17 protein-coding genes are annotated in these 23,244 nt (G+C 70.0%); 2 read left to right on the forward strand and 15 right to left on the reverse strand.

What is annotated here, in order from left to right; all coding sequences use genetic code 11:
* Window positions 1–448: 448 nt before the first annotated feature.
* From G3I19_RS01250 to G3I19_RS01290, 9 genes are all read right to left on the reverse strand, one after another.
* A complete protein-coding gene (locus G3I19_RS01250; RefSeq protein WP_164258481.1) occupies window positions 449–1,450 on the reverse strand; it encodes a hypothetical protein in 1,002 nt (333 codons plus the stop codon).
* Window positions 1,450–2,109: an RNA polymerase sigma factor gene (locus tag G3I19_RS01255; RefSeq protein WP_164258483.1), complete on the reverse strand. Its 660-nt coding sequence runs from the start codon at window positions 2,107–2,109 to the stop codon at window positions 1,450–1,452. The genes G3I19_RS01250 and G3I19_RS01255 overlap by 1 nt, the downstream gene beginning before the upstream one ends.
* A gap of 462 nt (window positions 2,110–2,571) precedes the next feature.
* The gene (locus tag G3I19_RS01260; protein WP_164258485.1) at window positions 2,572–2,883 is read right to left on the reverse strand and encodes an SCO5918 family protein; all 312 of its coding nucleotides are present in this window, start codon (window positions 2,881–2,883) and stop codon (window positions 2,572–2,574) included.
* Window positions 2,884–3,042: 159 nt separating this feature from the next.
* Window positions 3,043–4,557 (reverse strand): DEAD/DEAH box helicase, encoded by a 1,515-nt coding sequence (locus G3I19_RS01265; protein WP_164258487.1) that lies wholly within the window; start codon window positions 4,555–4,557, stop codon window positions 3,043–3,045.
* A gap of 321 nt (window positions 4,558–4,878) precedes the next feature.
* Window positions 4,879–5,082 (reverse strand): cold-shock protein, encoded by a 204-nt coding sequence (locus tag G3I19_RS01270; protein WP_164258489.1) that lies wholly within the window; start codon window positions 5,080–5,082, stop codon window positions 4,879–4,881.
* Between the two features lie 599 nt (window positions 5,083–5,681).
* On the reverse strand, window positions 5,682–6,020 hold the full coding sequence (locus G3I19_RS01275) for a MerR family transcriptional regulator (RefSeq protein ID WP_164258491.1): 339 nt from the start codon (window positions 6,018–6,020) through the stop codon (window positions 5,682–5,684).
* 1,003 nt (window positions 6,021–7,023) lie between these two features.
* Window positions 7,024–7,278, reverse strand: coding sequence for a Txe/YoeB family addiction module toxin (locus tag G3I19_RS01280; RefSeq protein ID WP_164258493.1), 255 nt, complete (start codon window positions 7,276–7,278; stop codon window positions 7,024–7,026).
* Window positions 7,275–7,514: a type II toxin-antitoxin system prevent-host-death family antitoxin gene (locus tag G3I19_RS01285; RefSeq protein WP_164258607.1), complete on the reverse strand. Its 240-nt coding sequence runs from the start codon at window positions 7,512–7,514 to the stop codon at window positions 7,275–7,277. The genes G3I19_RS01280 and G3I19_RS01285 overlap by 4 nt, the downstream gene beginning before the upstream one ends.
* A 154-nt stretch (window positions 7,515–7,668) precedes the next feature.
* Window positions 7,669–10,332 (reverse strand): glycoside hydrolase family 97 catalytic domain-containing protein, encoded by a 2,664-nt coding sequence (locus G3I19_RS01290; RefSeq protein ID WP_203598992.1) that lies wholly within the window; start codon window positions 10,330–10,332, stop codon window positions 7,669–7,671.
* Between the two features lie 855 nt (window positions 10,333–11,187).
* Here G3I19_RS01290 and G3I19_RS01295 point away from each other — a divergent pair.
* Complete coding sequence (locus tag G3I19_RS01295) at window positions 11,188–13,578, forward strand: DUF3395 domain-containing protein (RefSeq protein WP_164258497.1); 2,391 nt, start codon at window positions 11,188–11,190, stop codon at window positions 13,576–13,578.
* Between the two features lie 289 nt (window positions 13,579–13,867).
* Here the strand turns inward: G3I19_RS01295 and G3I19_RS01300 are convergent, their stop codons facing one another.
* The gene (locus tag G3I19_RS01300; protein ID WP_164258499.1) at window positions 13,868–14,314 is read right to left on the reverse strand and encodes a cupin domain-containing protein; all 447 of its coding nucleotides are present in this window, start codon (window positions 14,312–14,314) and stop codon (window positions 13,868–13,870) included.
* A 235-nt stretch (window positions 14,315–14,549) separates the two neighbouring features.
* Here G3I19_RS01300 and G3I19_RS01305 point away from each other — a divergent pair, with 235 nt between their 5' ends.
* On the forward strand, window positions 14,550–15,539 hold the full coding sequence (locus G3I19_RS01305; RefSeq protein WP_164258501.1) for an NAD(P)/FAD-dependent oxidoreductase: 990 nt from the start codon (window positions 14,550–14,552) through the stop codon (window positions 15,537–15,539).
* A gap of 54 nt (window positions 15,540–15,593) precedes the next feature.
* Here G3I19_RS01305 and G3I19_RS01310 read toward each other — a convergent pair whose 3' ends face one another.
* From G3I19_RS01310 to G3I19_RS01330, 5 genes are all read right to left on the reverse strand, one after another.
* Entirely contained in the window at window positions 15,594–16,196 is a 603-nt protein-coding gene (locus G3I19_RS01310; protein WP_164258503.1) for an XRE family transcriptional regulator, read from the reverse strand.
* A gap of 106 nt (window positions 16,197–16,302) precedes the next feature.
* Window positions 16,303–17,445 (reverse strand): acyl-CoA dehydrogenase family protein, encoded by a 1,143-nt coding sequence (locus G3I19_RS01315; RefSeq protein ID WP_164258505.1) that lies wholly within the window; start codon window positions 17,443–17,445, stop codon window positions 16,303–16,305.
* Window positions 17,446–17,449: 4 nt separating this feature from the next.
* On the reverse strand, window positions 17,450–18,199 hold the full coding sequence (locus G3I19_RS01320) for a thioesterase domain-containing protein (protein ID WP_164258507.1): 750 nt from the start codon (window positions 18,197–18,199) through the stop codon (window positions 17,450–17,452).
* 2 nt (window positions 18,200–18,201) lie between these two features.
* Window positions 18,202–19,851, reverse strand: a complete 1,650-nt coding sequence (locus tag G3I19_RS37950) for a GMC family oxidoreductase N-terminal domain-containing protein (protein WP_164258509.1) — start codon at window positions 19,849–19,851, stop codon at window positions 18,202–18,204.
* Window positions 19,848–23,126: a non-ribosomal peptide synthetase gene (locus G3I19_RS01330; protein ID WP_164258511.1), complete on the reverse strand. Its 3,279-nt coding sequence runs from the start codon at window positions 23,124–23,126 to the stop codon at window positions 19,848–19,850. The genes G3I19_RS37950 and G3I19_RS01330 overlap by 4 nt, the downstream gene beginning before the upstream one ends.
* Window positions 23,127–23,244: the final 118 nt, after the last annotated feature.

A 23,244-nucleotide genomic window follows, 5' to 3' on the forward strand; every position in this document is an offset into this window, starting at 1 on the left:
CGCGCCGATTGCGCGGAGCCGAAGGTACGGGGGGAACCCCGGCTCACGCGCGGCCGATGACCAGTCGGCTCACTCTCTACTGCGCCGGGCCCCCGGAAAGTGTCACACCGCGGAAAGCGTCACACCCGCGGAGAGCATCACGCCCGAGGGCCGGCCTCGGTCCGGTGACCCGGCCCCGCCGCTTCCCTGAGTGCGCCGCACCCGGGCACGGCCTGCCCTGGCCGGTCCTTCCGCCGGTGCTTCGGTGCTCAGACTCCGAAGAGCGAGGCGCTCCTCCCCGAGCGCCCCCGTCTCACCGAACGAAATCGTCGTCCGGCCCGCCGCGAGCGCCCAGCGAGCGAGAAGAGCAAGCGGGAAGGCGAGCGGGAAAGGCGGGGGCATGGGCAGGGCAGGGGCGAGGCGTGGGCGGGGGGCGAAATCCCTGCCTCGATCCGGCCTCGAACGGTCTCTACACGCTGGGGGAGGGCGACGCGGGGAAGTCGAGCGTCGCCGACGGCGACGGTGAGGCACTGGCCGACAGGGAAGGTGAGGGTGTCGGTGTGGGGGACGTCGCAGGGGCGGCCGGGGCGAGCGGGGCCGAGGGGGTGAACGAGATGCGGTGGCCGCCGGAGCCACCGCTGCCCAGCACCCGGCCGCAGAACTTCTCGATGTTCCTCGCGCCGCCCGCCTTCGCCTCCAGGCTCCGTCTGCGCTCGCCCTCGACCCGGCCCGCCCGGTAGTCACGGCAGGCGGCGACCACCTTGCGGAGCACCTCGTCGCCCGAGTGCTGACCGCCGTCGGACGGGGTCGGCCGGCTCTGGCTCCCGGTGCCGGACGCGCGGCCGGTGCCCGCTGTCGGGTCCGCGCCCCGGTCGCCCAGCCCCCGGTCGCTGACGTCGCCGCCTGCCTCACCGGCGGGCGGCGAGGGCCGGGGGCTGCGCTCCTCGGGTCCCGGGGTTTCACCGGAGGGCGTGGCACTGTCCGGCCCCGGGGAGGCGCTGGTGGCAGTGCCGGAGGGGGTTTCGGAGAGCAGCGGGCGCGGAGTCGCGGCGGACGAGACCGACGAGGCAGGCATCGGTTCGCTGCGGCCGAAGGGCGAAGGCAGCATGCCCGCCCCGGCGGCGACCGCCACCCCGCTCAGCGCACAGCCCGCCACCACGGCGGCGATACTGAACCGCACCGGCCGGCCCCAGCGTCCGGCGGCGGACGCCGTCCACGGTGTACGGCCCACCGGTGCGGGCTGCGGATCCGCGGCGCCTTCCCTGGCCAGCCGGAACGCCTCCACGGCCGCTTTCTCGCCGGGGAGTTCGTCGATTTCGGGCCGGGCGGCCGACCCGGCCGCCCCGTTCAGTGCGGCGTGCAGCCGTGCGGCCTGCGCCCTCGCGTGATCGTCGACGGCACCGACAGGCCCACCGCTCAGCAACCGCTCCGCTGTGTCCTTGTCAAGCCATTCGCACCGCTCGTCGGCCATCACATGTCCTTCTGCGTCCACGGGCGCGAATGCGTCACACCGACCGCGGATTTCGTTCCCTCGCGTGGGGAGCGCTGCGACGGGACGGCGTCGAGTCCGTGCGGGCCCGCGTCGGGGCCGAGCAGTTCGGCGAGTCTCTTCAGGCCGCGGTGCGCGGCGGTCCGTACGGCGCCGGGCCGCTTGCCGAGCGTCCTGGCGGCACTCTTCGCGTCGAGCCCCACGACGACCCGCAGCACCACCGCTTCGGCCTGGTCCTGCGGGAGCTGGGCGATGAGCCGCATCGTGCGTCCGGTGGCCAGCGCTTCGATGGCTTCGCCCGCGGTGTCCGAGTCGCCCGGCTCGGCGGCCAGTTCGGACTCGTCACCGCCGCCCGCGGGACGCCTGCCGCGCATCCGTATGTGGTCGAGCGCACGGTTACGGGCTATCCGGGCCGCCCAGCCGCGGAACCGGTCGGCATCGCCGCTGAACCGCTGGAGGTCACGGGCTATCTGCAGCCACGCCTCGGACGTGACGTCCTCCGCGTCCGGATCGCCGACCAACGTCCGTACATACCCGAGCAGTCGCGGGTGCACCGCGCGGTACACAGTCCGGAAGGCGTCCTCGTCCCCGTCCTGCGCCGCGAGCACCGCGGTGGTCAGCTCCGCGTCGTCCCCCAGCACTTCCTCAACCTGTCCTGCTGCACGGCTCCCCCGCCGTGCGGCCTGGTCGCCACTGCCGCGCTGCTGTGCGCAATCCGTCACGCTACGGCCTGTGCCCGGCCCACGTCCATGTCTTGTACCACCTGCGACAACGCGCTGACTCTGCGCGGTGTGACAGAAAACGCACGCCCGGCGCTGAGAGAGGTACGGGGCCGTTCTGCGGCTCCCGCAGACGGCGACCGGGGCCTCTCCTGTGGGGGGTGGCGGCCCCGGTCGTCCTCCCGCCTTTCACCGCCTCGACCTGCTGTTGTGTCGTGCAGATAGCGGCACCTTCAGCTGCTCCGACGTGCATCCACCGCTGCGCCCTGACAAGCCCCTCGGTATGTGCGCTGACAGCCCCTCGGTATGTGGTGAGGGCCCGACCGGTGCCTGCTGGTCGGGCCCTCACTGTTGTTCTGGTGGCGGCTCGCGCCTGCCCCTCGGTCAGACGGCGGCAGGGGCGCCGAGCGCCGCGGAAGCCTGCTGGAACGGGCTGGGCGCGTGCCTGGGCGCGGCGGTGTGGGAGGGGCCGGGGCAGGTGAAGCCGAGCTGGGTCATGGCCCGGATGATTTCACCGGCGCTGAAATCGCGACGGTCCTGGCGTGTGATGACCTGCCCGACCTGCTTGATCGGGTAGGTGCGGCGGCCGATGATCACGGACTCGCCGATGACCTGTTCGGGCTTGACGCCCTTCAGGGATTCCAGAACGCCGCTTTTGGTGAGGTCGAACGGGAACCGGGCGATGACACAGCGCATGATGCCTCACAGGGAGAAGAAGGGGATGGTTCTGCCGCGGTGAGGCGGTTCAGCGAGCGAGGACGAGGACGCCCTGCTCGCTTCCCTGCCCGTCGACAACCGGCAGGGCAGCGAGCCGGCGGCCGCCCACTGCGTGCTTGGCTTCGGCGATCAAGGGCTCTAGGCCGCCGCGTCGAAGGAGGACTGACGCGCGGTGACACGCCGGGCAGCTGATACGGGGCTGCGACGACCGCGAGAGGCCGTGCTGCGGGTGCGCTCACGCCGTGCGGCCACCGGCGCGGTGATCGTCACGGGAATGCCCGAGGGTGTCTGGGCGCCGGTGATCCGGCTGAGTGCCTCTTCCCCGGAGCGGACCGGGGTGGTCTGGGGAACGATGCCTGCGGCTGCCATGAGCCGGGTCACGTCGCGGCGCTGGTGGGGGGTGACCAGGGTGACGACACTGCCGGACTCGCCGGCCCGCGCGGTACGGCCGCCCCGGTGGAGGTAGTCCTTGTGATCGGTCGGCGGGTCGACGTTGACGACGAGGTCGAGGTTGTCGACGTGGATCCCGCGTGCCGCGACGTTCGTCGCGACGAGCACGGTGACGTGCCCGGTCTTGAACTGGGACAGGGTCCGGGTGCGCTGCGGCTGCGACTTCCCGCCGTGCAGGGCAGCGGCCCGCACTCCGCTGTTGAGCAGGTCCTGGGTGAGCCGGTCGACGGCGTGCTTGGTGTCCAGGAACATGATCACCCGGCCTTCGCGCGCGGCGATCTCCGTGGTCGTGCGGTGCTTGTCGGCGCCGTGGACGTGCAGGACGTGGTGCTCCATCGTGGTAACCGCGCCTGCGGACGGGTCGACGGAGTGGACCACGGGGTCAGTGAGGTAGCGGCGGACCAGGAGGTCGACGTTGCGGTCGAGGGTGGCGGAGAACAGCATGCGCTGGCCCTCCGGGCGTACCTGGTCCAGGAGCGCGGTGACCTGGGGCATGAAGCCCATGTCGGCCATCTGATCGGCCTCGTCCAGGACGGTGATCGCGACCTGGTTCAGCCGGCAGTCCCCCCGGTCGATGAGGTCCTTGAGACGCCCCGGCGTCGCGACGACGACTTCGGCACCACGGCGCAGTGCGCTGACCTGCCTGCCGATCGGCATTCCGCCGACCACCGTGGCCAGACGCAGCCTGACCGAACGGGCGTAGGGAGTGAGTGCGTCGGTCACCTGCTGTGCCAGCTCACGCGTCGGCACAAGGACCAGGGCCAGCGGCTGGCAGGGTTCGGCACGCTGTCCGGCGGTGCGGGCCAGCAGGGCCAGGCCAAAGGCGAGGGTCTTGCCCGATCCGGTGCGCCCTCGACCGAGCACGTCGCGGCCCGCGAGGGTGTTGGGCAGGGTCGCGCCCTGGATCGGGAACGGGACTCGCATGCCTTGCGCGGTGAGCGATGCCAGCAGCCGCTCGGGCATGTCCAGATCGGCGAACGCCTCGACGGCGGGCAGCGCAGGAGTGATCGTCTTCGGCAGAGCGAATTCTCCCGAGGCCGCCGAGGGCCGCCGCCCATGGCCGCCCTGGCGGCTCGGCCCTGCGGAACGCCGCGGGGCGGGCGAGCCGGAGCGGCCGCTCCGGTGCGAACCGGTATCGGAGCCAACGGTGGGGCCGCCGGTACGACGGCGGGAGGAGCGGTTGTTCGTACGTGCGGGGTTCATTGGAACCTTCCTTGACACGGCGCGTATCAAGGAATTCTCGCAGCAGAACAACAGCGCGGGGAATTACAAGAACGGACCGAACGAAATGCGAAATAGGATCTGACCTGCGGCGAATCCGACGCGAGTGCAGGCGATACAAGGGTGACGTCTCAAGCTGGCAGAAAATGCGGGACGTCTACGGGTGCGGTTACAGGGAGGCCCGCTTTTTCGAGTAGGAATTCGCGGGCGCCTTTGCCCCGCAGACGAAGCCTCGGGAAATGCCCGTAGCTGGGGCCCGCACCCCGAAGGATGCGGGCCCCAGCTACGAAGTGCGCGTCGACGTCAGACGGGAACGATGTTCTCGGCCGTGGGGCCCTTCTGGCCCGCCGCGATGTCGAAGGTCACCTTCTGGCCTTCGATCAGCTCACGGAAGCCTTGGGCAGCGATGTTCGAAAAGTGGGCGAACACGTCGTCGCCGCCACCATCCTGCTCGATGAACCCAAAACCCTTGGCCGCGTTGAACCACTTCACAGTGCCGGACGCCATGTCATATCTCCTTGTGGGGCAGTACGCCGGGACCCGCAATCACGGATACCGGGTCGCCGAGATGATGCCCCGCCCGAAGAATAACCGGAGATATAAAACGCTTCCCGCGGCTCAAAAGACCGACGAAAGCGTTGAAGCTCTTGGGAACCACGACTGCAACTAGGATTGACAGTAGCATGCGGTAGCGGCCTGCGTACGATTAACAAATCCATTCGGTTCGCTGCGGTAAACACACTGTCCGCGCGGCATATTCAACTCTCGCTTCGCGGTCACAGGTATTGCCCCACCCGCAACGCAACATTCCAGCAAGAGCGCTCGTACATTACGGCTCAGAGGGCACAACTGCCGCAGTGTGGCGTCCCCCTGTCCGGACCGCCGCCCATCAGCCCGTATGCCGGTCAGGTCCCGACGTAGGCAGGGCCGCGCAGCGCTGCTGCTGCGCGGCCTGTCGCAAGCACCCCAGAGCCCACCGCCATCGCCTGACGGCGGACGCCCACCGTTCGCGTGGCGTACCAGTCGAAGAGCAGCCCGTCAGGGCAGCCACACGCCCCAAAGTGCGGGCCGTGAGGGTCGGGCGGGGGTGGTGGGCACCTTGCGCCTCAGCCTGCGGTCGTCGGGTTCTCCGACTCGGAGGCGCGACGGTATTCGGCGTTGATGCGCTGGGCTTCTTCGAGCTGGTCTTCGAGGATGACGATGCGGCAGGCGGCCTCGATGGGGGTGCCCTGGTCGACGAGTTCTCGTGCGCGGGCGGCGATGCGCAGCTGGTAGCGGGAGTAGCGACGGTGGCCGCCCTCGGAACGCAGCGGGGTGATGAGGCGGGCTTCACCGACAGCGCGGAGAAAGCCCTGCGTGGTACCGAGCATCTCGGCCGCCCGGCCCATCGTGTAGGCGGGATAGTCATCGTCGTCGAGACGGCCGAACGAGTCGCCTGCTGTCATTTGCACCTCTCTGTGGAACGCGTCGAGGGGCCCGAGTGCCGCATGGCACCCGGGCCCCGAAGGAACTGCTACACCATCTGCCGGCCCTGGTACTGCGCCGACCTTCTGTTTCCGCGTGCACGCCCGGGAGAGGGCGTGGGTTGCGGGGATCGCGGTTGCTTGACCGGAGACCACCTCACTATCGATGTCCTGCGGTACCCGGGCTCAACGCTCTGCCCGGGCGATCCTGATGGCGCCTGCTCCTCCGTTCTTCCCTCTGGAAACAATCACTTACCCACTACTGATACTGCTGCTCTGTGGCCTGTGACAGCGCCACCCTTCGACAGCCGGCCCCGTCGCCCGTCCTGCGTCTGCTCCGGCTTGGAACCCCGCTGCCGAACCTCCCGGTGCGCGCGTCCGCAGCCGACGCCTTCACCGAGGTGCTGCTCACTCAACTTCACTGCTGGGTACTGCACTTGCCGGTACTGCACTTGCGGGTACTGCCACTGCGTGAACTGCGGTACTGCTCACGGCGGCCCCTGATCACCGCGGGCCACCCGGTCCGGTCGTCAGTCCCGTCGCCGTCTGCAACAACCCTGGCTTCGAAACTCCACCACCGCACCGTCCTGCGAACTGCAACTGCGGATACCGCTGCCCGGCAGTTCGTCTCTGCCGGGCCCTGCTGTCTCTCTGGGCTACGAGAGAAACCATAACCACACCACCACCCAATGTCTACTCCGGCCGACATAGATTTTCGGAACCCGTGTGGAGAGATTGTCGGCCTCGGCCACGGGACGGGTGCGTGGCCGTGTCGTTCCAGTCAGGCCTCACCGCCAGGCAGGACCTGCGTGATGATCCAGAGACCGGGGTGACCCGATGGACACAATGAGTGTCAACGTGGCAACCGGCTTCTCCGAGGTACGCATGGCCGATCACGCCGGAGCGCCAGGGAATTCCTCCCGGATCCCGCACCGCCGACGGGTGCACGACCGCAGGGGCAGGCCCAACGTTGCCCACCAGCCCACTAGTAGCGGTAGCGGGCAGCGAGGATGACGATCTCCTTGTCCGTGACCAAGTAGACGAGACGATGCTCGTCGTCGATCCGCCTCGACCACGCCCCGGGCAAGTGGTACTTGAGTGGCTCGGACTTGCCGATCCCCATGAAGGGATCGCGCTTGACGTCCTCGATGAGCTTGTTGATCCGAGTGAGCATCTTGCGGTCGTTCTTGGGCCAGGACGTGCAGTCCTCCCAGCCCTGATCCTCGAAGACAAGCCTCACGCGGCGTCCACGGCAGGGCCCGTCACGTCCGGATCGATCAGCTCGCGCTCCGATACGTTGATGTCGCCCAGAGCGTTCTCGTACGCCTTGAGCAGACGCCGCGCATTCGCAGGCGAGCGCAGGAGATATGAGCCCTCGCGCAGTGCCGCGTAGTCCTCGGCCGAGACGAGCACGGCGTTGCCATGTCTGGAGACGATCTCGATAGCCTCGTGATCGTCGTTGACCTTCCTGATCAGAAAAAGCCCCTTGCAGGTCGACTCCGGGAGAAGTCGGCCTCATCTGACCTGCATGTTTACCAGGGCGCCACCGTGTTGTGCATCCGTGGGCCGCGGATGTTCCCCGCGGCCCACGGAAGGGGCTTTCGCCGGTCGCTCGCCGGACCCGGTCCGGTTACCTGCGGGCGGCGCCGGCGGCGATGTGCAGCCGTGCGTCGGCCCAGTCGGCGTGGTCCGAGTCGTTACCGTCGCCGCCGTCCGTCACGCGCAGGGTCAGCTGCCGCACGCCGGTGACGTCGATGTCGAAGGCATGGGCGGCGTCGCCCGGGCCCATGAGCCCGCTCGTGCCCAGGACCTTCCCGTCACCGATGACGTCGAAGACCACGGAACCCTTGTCCGACGTCTCCTTGTCGATGCCGACATCGGTGCTGAAACGGTCATAGGTACCGCCCAGGTCGACCGTCACCTCGGAGGGCGCGTGCGCACCGAGCCCCTTGTCGTAGGTCCGGTCGCCGATACGCAGCGGACCTCCGTCGCCCTTGGCCGACTCGCCGTTGGACATGTCCCGCTCGACCGGGCCCCAGCCGTTGCTCTCCGCCGAGAAGGGGAGATCGCTGACGTAGTCGATGCCGGGCGGTGACACGAAGACACGGACCTGCCTCCGCTGACTCAGTTTCGGGGCTGTCGCGCCCGCGGCCGGGTCCCGATAAGTGGCGGTGACCGGAATCTCCGTCCAGCCGTAGGCGGGCCGCTCCGGCACAGTGACCCGCCAGTCCGCGGTCAGCGGCTGACCGGTGGCCAGCTCGGCGGCGGTCGCGCCCGACCCCTCGACGCTCCAGCCCGCCGGGGTCTTCGCGCTGAGCGTGACATCGGTGACCGGACCGAACTCGTCGATCGCGAAGCTGCCGCCGAGCTTCACCACCGTGCCCGGATGCGCCGCGGTCTGCCGCGTGTTCACCGTCAGCGTGCTGGAGGGGACATGGCGTACGGGCATGTCGCAACTGGTCCGGCCGGGCACAGCGCGGCAGACGATCGCGGCGAATCCACCGTTCTCGGTACCCGGCACCTTCAGGGTGTCGTGGCGAGTGAGCAGCCGGCTCTCCCGGACCAGACCGTCCGAGCCGTCGCGGACCACGTCGACGCGCCACTTCCCGCCGCTCAGGAAGTCCAGCGGCACCCGGTGGGTACGAGCCGCACCTGCGGCCATCTCACCCAGGAACCATCGGGCGCCACTGCGTCGCGCGAAGCCGGCGCTCCGACCGGGCGCGCTGCCCTTCAGCAGCTTCGTCTCGTCCCAGACCGTCGGTACCTGCTCCAGGAAGCGGGCCAGTTCAGGACGGGCCCGGTACTCCTCGATGCTGCCCGCGAAGTTCTGCAGACCCGACTCGAAGATGACGGACAGGGCCAGTTCCGCCGCATCGGATGTGTTGCGCTGACCGAACTGGAAACCCATCGGGGTGAAGTCCATCGAACCGACCACGTTACGGGTGAACGGCAGCGTCGCGATGTTGTCCGCCCGGACGTCCCCCTGCTCGGCGCCGTGCACCGCCTCCATCGACATCACCTGCGGCCAGGTGCGCTGGATGCCGTTCGGGATCGTGGAGCCGTGGAAGTCGACGATGAGTTTGCGCGCCGCCGTGGCCTTGAGTATTCCGTCGTACCACTGGTAGCGCTCACGGGTGTCGGAGTCCATGAAGTCGATCTTGAGGCCGGCGGCGCCCCACTTCTTGACCTTGTCCAGCTGCGCGTCACGCTTGGCGGGCGTGTCGAGGTCCGTCCAGGCCATCCACAGCAGGATCCTCACTCCGCGCCGGTGCGCGTAGTCCATGAGCTGCGGCATCCAGTCCGTGGTCTTCCAGCCGTCGTCGACGAGGGCGTACTGCCACCCGTGCGCCGCGGCGTAGTCCACGAACTTCTCCTGCGTCGCCAGGCTGCGCTGAGCCTCGTTGAACCCGGCCAGCCATGACCAGGCGACCTTCCCTGGTTTGATCCAGGAGGTGTCGCGGATCCTGGACGGCGGTGCCAGGTCGTCGATGAGGGTGGACTCGGTGACGGTCGCGAGGTCGCCGATGACGGCGGTGCGCCACGGGGTGGTGAGCGGTCCGTCCGAGTGGACCTCCTTGTCGGCCAGCGCCACCTCGTAGCGCCCGGTGCCCTGTTGGTGCACGAGACGGCTGCCGGAGTACCGGCCGTCGAGGTCCGACTCGGCGAGTACGACGTTCTGGTCGCCCACCTGGAAGAGTGCCGGGTAGCCGTACTCGCCGCTGCCCGCGGAGGCGGCGGTGCTCCGGTCGTAAGGCTGCTCGTGCGGGGCGGAGTAGGCGGTGAGCCAGGCCGGCGAGGAGGCCGGGGGCTGGAAGGCGGACGCCTCGTGCTCGATGGTCACGCCGTCCTTGCCGGGCAGCACATAGCGGTATGCCACGCCGTCATCGGCGGCCCGGACCACCAGGTCGAGGCGGGCACCCCCCTTTCCCTCGAAGGCGAACCGCGACTCGTTCATGTGGACGGACCGGTGGAGCTGCTTGCCGACGGTCGTCGTGTACTTCTCGTCGACCGCACGGCTGTCACGGTGCAGCAGGTGGAGTCCCGAGGTCAGATCCGCCTGATCGGTGACCACACCGACGGGCGCCGGTTCGAGCACTGTCCGTCCGTTCCGCCGGACGGAGAAGCCGAGCGAGCCGTCGGCCCGGTTCAGGGTGACGACCGCGGTGGGCCCGCCGCGCTGCACGGTCCATGACGTGGCCGCAGGGCCGGAATGCGCCCTGACAACGTTGTCGGACAATGCGCTCGCCGGGGTGGCCGAACCCAGGGCCAGTGCGGCGGTGACTGCCGCAGCCATCAGCACCATGGGGCCGGCACGTAGCTTTCGCCGTCTCATCCAGTCCTCCGTATCGGAACCAGTCAACTACCAACAGCACCGGACGACTTCGAACAGTGCTGGTGCTGGCTTACCGGTCGGGACGAAGCCTGTAAACAGCCCGCACCGGAATCGTTTCACCGCGCACCACCATGAAGACCCGGCAGACCGTCCGCGGTCGCCGGCCCCGGAAGCGATGGCGCCCACCACGCCGTGCCAGGGGTCGCCCGTCCGCGGAACCCCGGCCTCCGCACCGACGGACGGATAGCTGGCCGGGCCGTCCGACAGCCGCGCCCGCAGCCGACGTTCGCCGGCGGGACAAGCCCGGGAAGACGGCAAACCAGCAGGCCGGACAGGGTGTGCCCGTCGGTCACGGGGCACGGCGCAGAGCCCTCGTCCAGGTTCGTCACTGCCGGGGCGCGCCGGACCGTCCGCACCATCGGGGCGGAGGAGAGACGGAAATGTTCCCTGGCGCCCGGGGAGGTCGCACGCCGGAGAGCGGCACAGATGACTTGCTTCCTGTGCGTTGCCTGAATCGAGACAACTGGCTTAGCCTGTCGCCAGTTTGAAACGAATCAATGGCGTCGTCACCTCCATGGGCTGTCCAGTGTTCGATGCCGGTGAGGGTGAGGGAGCCTGACACGCACTGGTCGGCTGACCGGCCGACCAGTCCCTTGCCGGGCGCGTGATGTGCGGACCGGGCCGACTCCGCCCGCCCCCTGATGCCGCATCAGGCCCCTTGACGAGCACAGAGACAACCGCCGGTACCTCGCCCCCCCCATCGGCCGAGACGGGTGGCCGCTCGATCTCTCAGACCAGGAAGCCAGGAAGCACCGTATGGTCACTCGCAGAACGTTCCTGTCCGGTTCGGCGGCCGCGGCGGCGGTGGGCGTCACTCCGCAGCCCGCTGCCGCAGCTCCGGCACCGGCCGTCACCCCGTCGGTACGTCCGATCGACCGGCGAGCTGTCGTGGCCCGCCATCGAGTCGTGCGCGGGAAACTCGACACACAGAGCCCGCTCCAGGTCGGCAACGGCGGGTTCGCCTTCGGTGTCGATGTCACCGGGCTGCAGACGTTCGTCCCCTTCAACACCATGTCCGACTGGGGATGGCACAGTTTCCCGCTGCCGCCGGGCCAGAAGCCGTCGGACTTCCGCGGCCAGACCTGGGACACGCACGGCCGCCCGGTCGAGTACCCCATACCGAATCCGGACCAGCCCGACCTGTCGTCCTGGCTCTACGCCAACCCGGCTCGCATCAACCTCGGGCGTATCGGTCTTGAGCTGACCATGCCCGGCGGCCGTGCGGCCGTCGCCGACGACATCAAGGGAATCCACCAGGAACTCGACCTGTGGACCGGCGTCATCGACAGCCGGTTCGAGATCGCCGGTGAAGCAGTGCACGTCCGCACCTGCTGCCACCCCGATCACGACACGGTCGCCGTGGAAATCGACTCGCCGCTCGTCGCTGCCGAGCGGCTGGCGGTCTTCCTCGACTTCCCCTACGCCGATCAGCAGGAGTTCGCCGCGTACGTCGGCACCTACGCCGCCCCCGACGCCCACGAGACGACGACCACGGCACACGGGCACAACCACGCCGACATCACGCACCGCCTGGACTCCACCGAGTACCACGCCTCGCTCGCCTGGGAAGGCCACGGGGTGTTCACCGGCCCGGGCCCTGCCGCCGGAAAACTCGTCATCCGCACCGCGCGGTACGGAACCGACGGTCATTGGGCCGACGTCACCGGCAAGCTCGCGCGACTGGTCGCGGACAATTCGCTCATCCTCCTCGTCGACCACTCGAACCTCGGCGACCCGGCGCCCGGCCTGGCCAAGCGCCTGGTGCTCGGCTACACGTACGCGGGCCAGGACCACGACATCGTTGTCCTCGACGGCCAGAACCTCTCGATCGGAGCAGCGGCCGACCGGCACCGCTACCGTCTCGCCGGCGGCCGCCGGACCGATCGGCTGCGGTTCACCTGCACGTTCGCGCCCAAGCCGTCCGGGTCGGTGCCGACGTCGAGCGCGGCCTTCGCGGCGAGCACGCGGGCCTGGCGGCAGTACTGGCTCTCCGGTGGAGCGATCGACCTCTCCGCGAGCACCGATCCGCGCTGGACGGAACTGGAGCGGCGTGTCGTGCTCTCCCAGTACCTGATGCGCGCGAACGAGGCCGGTTCGCTGCCGCCGCAGGAATCCGGGCTCGTCAACAACGGCTGGAACGGCAAGTTCCATATGGAGATGTACTGGTGGCACGGTGCGCACTGGGCGCTGTGGAACCGCTGGCCGATGCTCGACCGCAGCCTGGGTGTCTATGAACGCTTCCACCGGTCGGCGCGCGAACGCGCGGAGTCCCAGGGCTTCCGCGGAGCGCGCTGGCCGAAGTGCACGACGGCCGACGGGCGCGAGTCACCGCACGCCATCCACGCCCTGCTGGTGTGGCAGCAGCCGCACCCGGTCTTCCTCGCCGAGATGGACTACCGGGCACATCCCGACGAGAGCACGTTGCGCAAGTGGCGCGACATCGTCTTCGACACCGCCGACTTCCTCTCCTCCTGGGCCTTCTGGGACGAAGACACGCGCCGCTACATCCTCGGTCCGCCCCTGTACATCGTCTCGGAGAACACCGACCCGAAGACCACGCAGAACCCGACGTTCGAGCTCGCCTACTGGCGCTTCGGCCTGCGGGTCGCGCAGCAGTGGCGTGAACGGCTCGGCCTGGGCCGCGATCCGGGGTGGCAGCGTGTCCACGACGGGCTCGCGCCGCTGCCGGTGCAGGACGGTACGTATGTCCTGCACGAAGGCGTCCAGGACATGTGGACACAGTGGAACTACGAGCATCCGGCCCTGATCGGACCGTACGGCTGGCTGCCGGGCGACGGCGTCGACGTCCCGACGATGGCCCGCACCGCCGAGAAGGTCTTCACCGGCTGGCAGTTCGACCGGACCTGGGGATGGGACTTCCCGATGCTCGCCATGTGCGCGGCGCGACTCGGACGCCCCGACGACGCCGTGGACTTCCTGCTGCACCCAGCCGCCGGTTTCCAGTTCGACGACGCAGGTCTGGCAACCGGCGGGCCGTTCCCGTACTTCCCGAGCAACGGCGCACTGCTGTACGCCATCGCGTTCATGGCAGCGGGCTGGGACGGCGCACCCGACCGGCACGCGCCGGGCTTTCCGGCGGACCGGCGCTGGACGGTGCGCTTCGAAGGGCTGGAGCCGGCCCAGTGAGCGCGGAAGTCGAGCGCCGCGTGCGGGACGGCAGGTTCCGCAGCTGATGCCCACCGGCGGCATACGGGTCTCCAGCCGAACAGCCCGCACGGCCGCACCGGCCTCCGGGACGCACGGCCGACGCGTGACCAACAGCCGCCGGGTACACCTGGACAGAGGCCGGCCCGGGCGGGAAGCCAGAACTCGGCCCGGGCCACCAAGCGCCTGCTCAGGAGCCTTATGACTCGTCAGGGCCAAGGGCGCCGGCCCTGGTCGTCCTCCCGTCCTCTGCTGCCTCGGCAGCGTCCCTCTACGGTGCGGCTGTCTCTTCGAGGTGGTACAGCTCAGGCACGGAGACCTTGATCGGCTCTTGCGTGGTCCGGGCGATCACGACGACCGCCGGCTCGTCCGGGTCCGGGTTCTCCTCCCGGTGCGGGACGAACGGCGGGACGAGGAAGAAGTCACCGGGACCGGCGGCGAGCCGCACCTCCTCCGTGCCGTCGTGGTAGACGAACACGGGGTGGCCGCTGACCACGTAGATCCCTGCCTCGGATTCACCGTGATGGTGGTTGTCCGTCGCGCTCAAGGGCGGGTTCTCCACCAGACCCATCCAGAGCTTCTTCGAATCGACCGTGCCGCCGCTGATGGCGGCGTGGCCGTCCAACTCGCCGGATCGAACATGGTGGACGCGGTTGTTCAGCGCGCGTGCGTTGCCACCAGCTCCCGGCGCGGCTCCGGCGCCTTCCTGGGTAGTCACTGTGCAGTCTCCCGGTTATCGATGACTTCGGCCGGACTCAGGCTGCGATGTCCCTACCTGGTCCGACAACCCCTGTTGCCATTACAGCAAACAGCATGCCTCGGGCAGCTCCAGGACACTCGGCCACGACGAGGTGCTTCTGATGATCAGCCCCCCGGGGATCCGGTCCCGGAAACGGCAACAAAGATTGCCCGGTTCAGCCGCGCACCGCACTCTTCCGGAGGAGGTGATCGCCATGACTGGCGCCAATATCGACACCAGTAACCAACCCTCGTACGACGTCATCGTGATAGGCGGCGGGGCCGGAGGGCTCAACGCCGCGCTCGTGCTCGCCAGGGCCCGTCGCACCGTGGCCGTCGTCGACTCCGGGGAGCCCCGCAACGCCCCCTCTGCCCACATGCACAGTTTCCTCTCACGTGACGGCGTCCCCCCGCTCACCGTGCTCGAAGCCGGCCGTGCGGAGATCTCGCGCTACGGCGTCGTCCGCATCGATGGCCGGGCGGACCAGGTCGAGGCCGCGGAGGCCGGAGGGTACGTGGTCCGCCTGGAGGGCGGCGCGACCCTGGACGCCCGGCACGTCGTGCTCGCCACGGGCCTGCGCGACGAGCTGCCCGAGATCCCGGGGGTGCGGGCGATGTGGGGCGAGGACGTGCACTTCTGCCCCTACTGCCACGGCTACGAAGTCCGCGACCGGCCCATCGTCGTACTCGGTGTGCACCCGGCCTCGCCCGGGCAGGCCCTGCTGCTGCGCCAGTGGTCGCCGCACATCGTGTACGTCCCGCACAGCCGCCCGCTCACCGACGAGGAGCGCGAACGCATGGACGCCCGCGGGGTCGAGGTGGTGGAGGGGCCGGTGTCCACCCTGCTGAGCAAGGACGGCCGGCTGCACACGGTGGAACTCGCCGACGGGCGGACGGTGGAATGCGCCGGAGTCTTCCTCTTCCCGGCGATGACGCCGAACGACGGGGCCTTCGACGGTCTCGGCTGCGAGAAGGACGAACAGGGCTGGCTGGTCACCGACCGGTCGGGCCGCACCAGCCGCCCGGGCCTGTGGGCCGTCGGCAACGTGACGGACTCGCGCGCCCAGGCCGTCACCGCGGCCGGCATGGGCGCCGCGGCCGCCTTCGCCCTCAACCACGACCTGGTGGACGAGGAGATCGAGCGTGATCTGGCGGCGCACCGCGCCGCCGCAGGCCGCTCCGGGGCGTCCGTCCCCATGTGCTGAGCGGACGCGCGACGGCCATGGCGTCGCCTCCGGCCCCGAACGCCCGCCTCCGGATCATGTTCCGGAGGCGGGCGTTCGTCCTGTCGGGCGGGCGCGTACGTGCATCCGCTCGCCCTGGCGGCCGAAGACGCTGAGGACCTCCACCGGCCCCTTCCCCGTGCTGCCGAACCAGTGCGGCAGCCGGGTCTCGAACTCGGCCACCTCACCGGGGCCGAGGACCAGGTCGTGGTCGGCCAGGATGAGCCGCAGCCGCCCGGAGAGCACGTACAGCCACTCGTACCCCTCGTGGGTGCACAGCTCCGGGGTGTCACGGCTCGCCGGCAGGACCATCTTGTAGCTCTGCAGCGGGCCGGGCTGACGCGTCAGCGGCAGCACCGTGTTGCCGTTCACCGTGTGGGGCTTGACCCGGACGCGCGGATCGCCCACCTCCGGGGCGCCGACCAGTTCGTCGAGGGGGACCTGGTGGGCCTGGGCGATGGGCAACAGCAGTTCGAGGCTGGGGCGACGCTGTCCCGCTTCGAGACGCGACAACGTGCTCTTGGAGATGCCGGTGGCCTCCGAAAGCGCGGCGAGGGTGACACCCCGGGTGGTGCGCACCCGCTTGAGCCGGGGACCGACAGCGGACAGGGCCCGGGTGATCGTCGGTGACTGCTCCATGCCGCCATTAGACCGACGCATTCCCAAAATGGCAACTGTAGATGCCGTTTTGGTGGTATACGCGCCCCGCCTCCGGTACGGATGACCGCGGCGGGGCGCGGGGGATTCAGAGGCCGAGGGACCTCCCGATCAGCTCCTTCATCACCTCTGTCGTCCCGCCGTAGATCGTCTGCACCCGGCTGTTGGCCCACTCCCGGGAGATCGCGCTCTCCTTCAGATAGCCGTAGCCGCCGTGGATCTGGAGACAACGGTTCGCGATGTCGACCTGAAGTTCCGTCGTCCACCATTTCACTTTGGCCGCGTCCGTCACCGAGAGCTGCCCGGCGTTGAGCCCGGCGACGCAGTGGTCGAGGAAGACCTGGGCGATCGTCAGCTCGGTCTCCATGGTGGCGAGTTGGAAGCGGTTGTGCTGGAAGCTTCCGACGGTATGGCCGAAGATCTCGCGGCTCTTGGCGTATTCCAGGGTGTCCGCCAGCATCCGCTCGACCGCACTCACGGCCACGGTGGCGATGCTCAGCCGCTCCCGGGGCAGTCCGGCCATCATGTAGGCGAGACCGGCGTTCTCCTTACCGATCAGGTTGTCGGCCGGCACCCGGCAGTCGTCGAAGAACAGCTCGCAGGTGTCGCTGGCGTGCCAGCCCAGCTTCTCCATGCGCCGCCCACGGGTGAAGCCGGCTGTGCCACGTTCCACCACCAGCAGGCTGATGCCCTGGGCGCCGCGCTCGGGGGCGGTCTTGGCGGCGACCACGACGACATCGGCGTTCTCGCCGTTGGTGATGAACGTCTTCTGGCCATTGAGGACGTAGGAATCGCCGTCGCGGACCGCCGTGGTGCGGATGTCGGCGACGTTGGAACCGGCGTCGGGCTCGCTCATCGCGATCGCCGCGATGAGCTCGCCCGAACAGAGCCCGGGCAGCCACCGCTTGCGCTGCTCCTCGGTGGTCTGCCCGGTCAGATAGGTGGCGATCACGTCGTTGTGGGCCACGAAGCCGGGCGCCGTCGCCCGGGCCCACATGATCTCCTGCGAGAAGACCACCGGGAAACGGTAGTCAGGCTCGCCGCCCCCGCCGTACGCCGGGCCCACTCCGATGCCGAGGAGCCCCGCCTGCCCGGCCTTGCGCCACACCTCGCGGTCGACGATGCCGTCCCGCTCCCACCGGGCGTGGTGCGGACGTACCTCACGGTGGAGGAACTCCCGGCAGGTGACCCGGAACTGCTCGTGCTCGGCCTCATACCTGCTGCGTGCCATGCAGTCACCCCTCTCCGGGGTCGGTGTCGTCGACGATGGTGGCCAGGGTGTCCTCGGGACGCCGGACGGCAGCGAAGTGGCCGCCGTCGATCCCGACCCGGCGGGCGGGGACCGTGCTGTGCGCGGTCCACTGCCAGACCTTCTCCGGCGGAGCGTGGACGTCCTCCCGGGCGGCGATCAGGGTGAGCGGGAAGTCCACCCGCAGCCCGCGCGCCTCCTGGGCGAACTCGGCCCGGACGGCGTCGTCCTCCCGGAGCATCCCCAGCAGGATGCGGCCCATCGTCGGGTCGGCGAGTACCGCGGACGGGGTCCCTCCGTCGGCGGCGGTCCTGGCGAGCAGTTCCTCGTCGGGTACGGAGCCGAGCAGCGCCCCGGGCCGCTGGAGTCCGGGCGGGACCGCCCCGGACAGTACGGCCCTCTCCGGCGCGACGCCGGCCTGCCGGGCCGCCTCCGCGGCCACCGCGAGGCTCATGGTCGCGCCGAAGCTGTGCCCGAAAGTCGCCCAGCGCAGACCTGGCGTCCGCTCCCGCTCGGTCAGCAGATCGGCCACCACCTGCTCGGCCATACAGCGCACGAGGGCGTGGAAACCGGCGGCCTTCCGCTCCTGACGGCGGGTCCCGCGGCCCGGGGCGTCCACACCCCGGACCAACAGGTGCGGCTCGCCGAGCGGCTGCCAGCCCCGGTAGACCAGCGAGGTCGCCCCCGCGTGGGGAAAGCAGTAGAGCCGTACCGGAGGCCTTGATACGGGTCGCACGGTCACTCCTTCGTGCTCCGGGCCAGCTTCTCGGCCAGCATCAGGGTGGTCAGATTGGTGGGCGCGCTGGGGAGGGCAGGGAAGAGCGAGGCATCGGCGATCCGCAGGTTCTCGGTGCCGTACACCCGGCCCTCCTGGTCGGAGACCGCCCATGGGTCGGTCTCCGGCCCCATCCGGCATGAACCGGCCGCGTGCCAGCCGGGGTTCGCTATATGGCGGACACCACTGCGCACCACGCCGTCGTTGGCGACCATCCGGTCGCTCCAGAACTGTGTCCTGGTCAGCCGGCCCGACAGGCCCGGGGACCGCAGGAAGCTCCAGGCCCGGCGCACGCCGTGGCACAGCCGTTCCACGTCCTCGGGGTCGGTGGCGATACCCAGTTCGATGACGGGCGCCGCGTACGGGTCGGCGCTGTCGAGGAAGACCCGGCCTCGGGAACGCGGGCGCATCAGCATCACCGACATGCCGACGACCAGAGGCCAGCCGAGCCGGTCGACGAAGCCGGGGATGGTGTGGCTCTCCACGTTGTTGAGCAATCCCGTCTGGATGTCCACGTCGTCGTCGAAGCCGCTGCTCATCCTGGCCGCGACCTGTCGCCAGGGCAGCCCCGGCGTGCACACCCCGTCGGCCGGCCTGGACCAGATGACGACCGAGGGGTGGTCCACCAGGTCGCGGCCCACCCCGGGCAGGTCCGCCACGGGCGCGATACCGAGGGCCCTGAGCAGTCCGGCGCCGCCCACGCCCGAGCGCTGCAGGATCGCGGGGGTGCCGACGGCCCCCGAGCTGAGCACAACGTGTCGCGCCCGGAACGTGGTGAGCGTGCCGTCGAGTTCGGCCTCCACACCGACCGCCCGGTTCTTCTCGAACAGCACCCGGGTGACCCGGAGGCCGGTGCGCAGATGGAGGTTGGGCAGGTCTCGGACGCCGGCGAGAAAGGCGGTGGAGGCGTCGATGCGTTCGCCGTCCACGGCGTTGCCGGGGATCGGGCCGACGCCGCCCTCGCCACCGGCATTGAGGTCCATGAGGTCGGTGACGCCCTGCCGGTTGCACTCCTCCCAGAACGCCGCGTCCAACGGGTGCACCTGATCGCGAGGGGTGCGCCGGATCGGCAGCGGTCCGCTGTCGCCGTGCAGCCGTCCGGGGAAGTCGGCGTCGTTCTCGATGTCCTTGTAGAAGGGCAGCACACGCTCCCACGACCAGTCCGGGTTGCCGGCGGCCGCCCAGGCGGCGAAGTCGCGGGGCAGCCCTCGCAGGGCTATGGCGCCGTTGACGGCGGAGCCGCCGCCGACGACCTTGCCGAGCTGGTAGGGGAAGCGTTCCCAGAGGGCACGGGCTGCCGCCCGGCCGCCGGTGGCCGGCGCGGCCCCCGGTGCCCCGGTGCTGCCCTGGACCAGCTCCTCCAAGCGGTTGCTGGTACGCAGGTTGGCCCGGTAGTCCCAGTTGTGGCCGGCCAGGACGAGACGTCCGGCGTCGGCCAGCGGGTGGGCCCGGGGGCGGGGCCGGGGCTGGTCCCCACCGGCCTCGATGAGCAGGACGTTCCCGGAGTCCCGCGCGGCAAGCCGGGCGGCGGTCACGGCTCCCGCGGAGCCGGCTCCGACAATCACGTACTCCCACTCGCGTACCCCCGCGGCGGGATCGCGGTGGGCGGTCACGTTGCGGACCCCTGGACGGTTGCGATCAGTTCGGTGAAGGACGCGATCGACGCGTTCATGAACAGCCCCTCGACCATCTCCTGCTCCATGTCGGCCTCGATGCCGAACTCGGTGCGCAGCAGCGCGAGCAGGCCGACGGCGTGCAGGGAGTCGCCGCCGATGTCGAAGAAGCCCTCCTCCACACCGAAGTCGCCGTGGCCGAGCTGCTGGGTCCAGAGCTCGAAGAGCCGCTCCTCGACCCGGCTGCGCGGCGCCACCCGCGCGGAGGCGCCTTCGGGATCGTCGTTCCACGGCGCCGGCAGCGCCTTGTGGTCGATCTTGCCGTTCGTCGTCAGGGGCAGGGCGTCCAGGGTCAGGAAACGGCTGGGCACCATGTAGCCGGGCAGCAGAGCCGCCAGCGCCTCACGCAGCACGGCCGGGTCCGGGTCCTTCCCGGGCTCGGGCACCACGTACGCGGCTATCTGCCGCTGCCCGGTACGGGCGTGTGCGGGCGCGGTGACGAGCGTGCTGCGCACCTCGGGCCGGCGCAGCAAAGCGGCCTCGATCTCGCCCAGCTCGACCCGGTAGCCGTTGATCTTCACCTGAAAGTCCTCGCGGCCCAGGATCTCGATATCGCCGCCGTCCAGGTAGCGTCCGAGGTCGCCGGTGCGGTAGAGGCGCTCCCCGGTGACCGGGTGGACCAGGAAGCGTTCGGCGGTGCGCTCGGGGTCGCCGAGATATCCGAGGGCCACGCCGACGCCGCCGATGTGGATCTCGCCGGTGACTCCGACAGGGGATGGCTCCAGCCACTGGTTGAAAACGTGCATGGTCTGGTTGGCCAGCGGCTTGCCGTACGGGATGCTCGCCCATTCGGGCCGGACGGCCTCGACCGGGTGGTGGATCGACCAGATCGAGCCCTCGGTGGCGCCGCCGAGGCTGATCACCCGCATCGCGGGGATCGCCTCCCGTATCCGCTTCGGCAGGTCGACCGGGATCCAGTCGCCGCTCAGCAGGGCGAGCCGCAGTCGGCAGCCGCGCGGGACTCCCCCGTCACCGAGCGAGTCGATCCACATGCGCATCGGCGCGGGCACACTGTTCCAGATGGTGACGCCGTAGCGGCTGATGAGCTGCGACCAGTGGGCGATGTCGTTGCCGCGCGCCGGGTCGGGCACGACGACGGCACCACCCGCGCCGAGGACGCCGAAGAGGTCGTACACCGACAGGTCGAAGCCGGTCGGGGCGAGCGCCATCGTCCGGTCGTCCGCACCGATACCGAAGCGCCGGTTGATGTCCTGCACCGTGTTGGCGGCGCTGCGGTGGGTGATCATCACGCCCTTGGGCTCACCGGTGGAGCCCGAGGTGAAGATGACGTAGGCCAGGTCGTCGTGGCCCTGGCGGCGCTCGGGGCGCTCGGTGGGGCACTTCAGGGTGGCCCGGTCCTGTGGAGTCAGGACCGTCGCGCCCTCCGGCCAGGCCAGGGTGTCCCGCAGCTCGGGATCGGTGATCACGGCCCGCACGGAACATCGGGCCAGCAGTTTCAGGCGGCGCTCCTCAGGCAGTTCCGGGTCGATGGCCACGTACGCGGCGCCGGCGTGCAGCACGCCGAGCAGCGCCGAGAACTGGGCGGCACCCGGCCGCATCGACACGGCGACGATCTCGTTCGGCTCTGCGCCCGGGCCGTCCAGGAGCCGGTGCGCTATCCGGTGCGCGTCCTCGGTGAGCCCGCGGTACGTGGTCTCTGCGCCGGGCGTCACGACCGCGATGGCGTCGGGGCGGCGCACGGCCGCCTCGGAGACCAGCTCGTGCAGCAGCGCCGGCGGGATGTCCTCGGCCGTGGCGTTGGCTCGCACCCGCTCCTCGGTCTGTGTGTCCGGCAGCGGCACGATCCCGCGGGTGGCGTCCCACACGGAAGCGTCGTCGGCCAGACGGTCGAGCAGGGTCACATACGCATCGAACATGGCCTCGACGGTGTTCTCGGGGAACAGGCCGGCGACCGCGTTCCAGTTGATGGAGAGCCGTTCGTCCAGCTCGAGGATCTGATTCTCCAGCCAGACCTGGGGAGTTCGGCTGTGGTCGTGGACCAGCTCGCCGAACACCTCAAGGCGCCCCGCGTCCGTCTTGCCGTCGCCGGCGCCGAGCATGCTGGAGAAGACCACGGGCATCGAGGCCCGGCTGTCGTCCCTGCGGCGGGCCAGGTCGCGCAGGACCCGGATTCCGCCGCGCGTGGAGTGCGCCAAGTCCTCCAGGGCCTGGGCCTGAACGGCCCGCGCACGCTGCTCGAAGGTCTCCTCGGCCCGGCCGCCGACGGCGAGCAGGCTCGGGGTCAGGAAGTCGCCCATGACGGCATCGAGCTGCGGGTGCAGCCCGAGCCGGTGGAACTGGGTGACGGTCAGGGTGAACTCCTGCCGCCGCGACCAGGTCCGCACCACCTCCGCGTAGGCCGCGAGCAGCACACCCGACGGGGTGAGCCCGTGCCGGGCGGCCGCCGCACGCAGCGCCTCCCAACGTTGCGGCGCCAGCACCGCACGGTGCCGTACGAAGCGGGGGGTGCCGAGCTGCTCGGGCGCCACGGCGAGCGGCAGCTCCGGCGCGGGCGGCAAGGTGTCGAGGCGGTCCGCCCAGTACGCGGCGTCCTCCTGGCCCAGGGCGGCGCCGCGCAGTTCCTCCTGCGCGAGCACATAGTCGCGGAACGACAGCTCCAGCGGCTCCGGGTGCCGGCCGGGCTCGTCGTAGAAGAGGCGCCACTCGTCGAGGAGCCTGCGCAGGCCCCGCATGTCGACGAAGAGCAGATCCACGGCCATGTGGAGCCGGACCCGGTCGTTGTCGAGCAGTGAGGCACGGACGTCGAACAGCGGCGCCCGGTCCACCGGAAGCACCTGCTCCGTCAACTCGGCGCGGATCCTCTCGACTTCGGCGATCTGTTCCTCAGCGCCACGGCTCCGCAGATCGGTGCTGCGTATGACGTACGGCTCCACCTCGTCCGCGGCGAGAACCCGCTGCGTCTGGTCCTGGCCGGCCACCGTGCGCAAGGCGTCGTGCCGGTCGATGACCTTCCGCAGGGCCTCGGCCAGACGGTCCATGTCGAGACCGGGACAGTCGAACTCCAGGTAGTACTGGCTGGAGATGCCGCCGAGTTCCAGGCCCTTGTGGCGGCCGATCAAGTAGGCCTGCTGGATGTCGGTGAGCGGGAACGGCTCGTGACGGCGCTCCGGCTGTGGCTTGAGGCCGGGCAGCCGTGCGTCGTCCGGGCGGGTGTGTTCGGCCCCGCAGCGCAGCTCCGCGAAAAGATCCTCCATCGAGGTCCGCCCCCTTTTTTTGTCGGATGCCCAGGCTGTCGGATGCCCAGGTGGGCTTTCGAATTCCTATACGAAAATGGAGGTTAGGAGGGGGGCGGAAACGTCTTCAATACGGTCC

It is taken from the genome of Streptomyces sp. SID10853 (assembly GCF_010548145.1).
Lineage (GTDB): Bacteria > Actinomycetota > Actinomycetes > Streptomycetales > Streptomycetaceae > Streptomyces.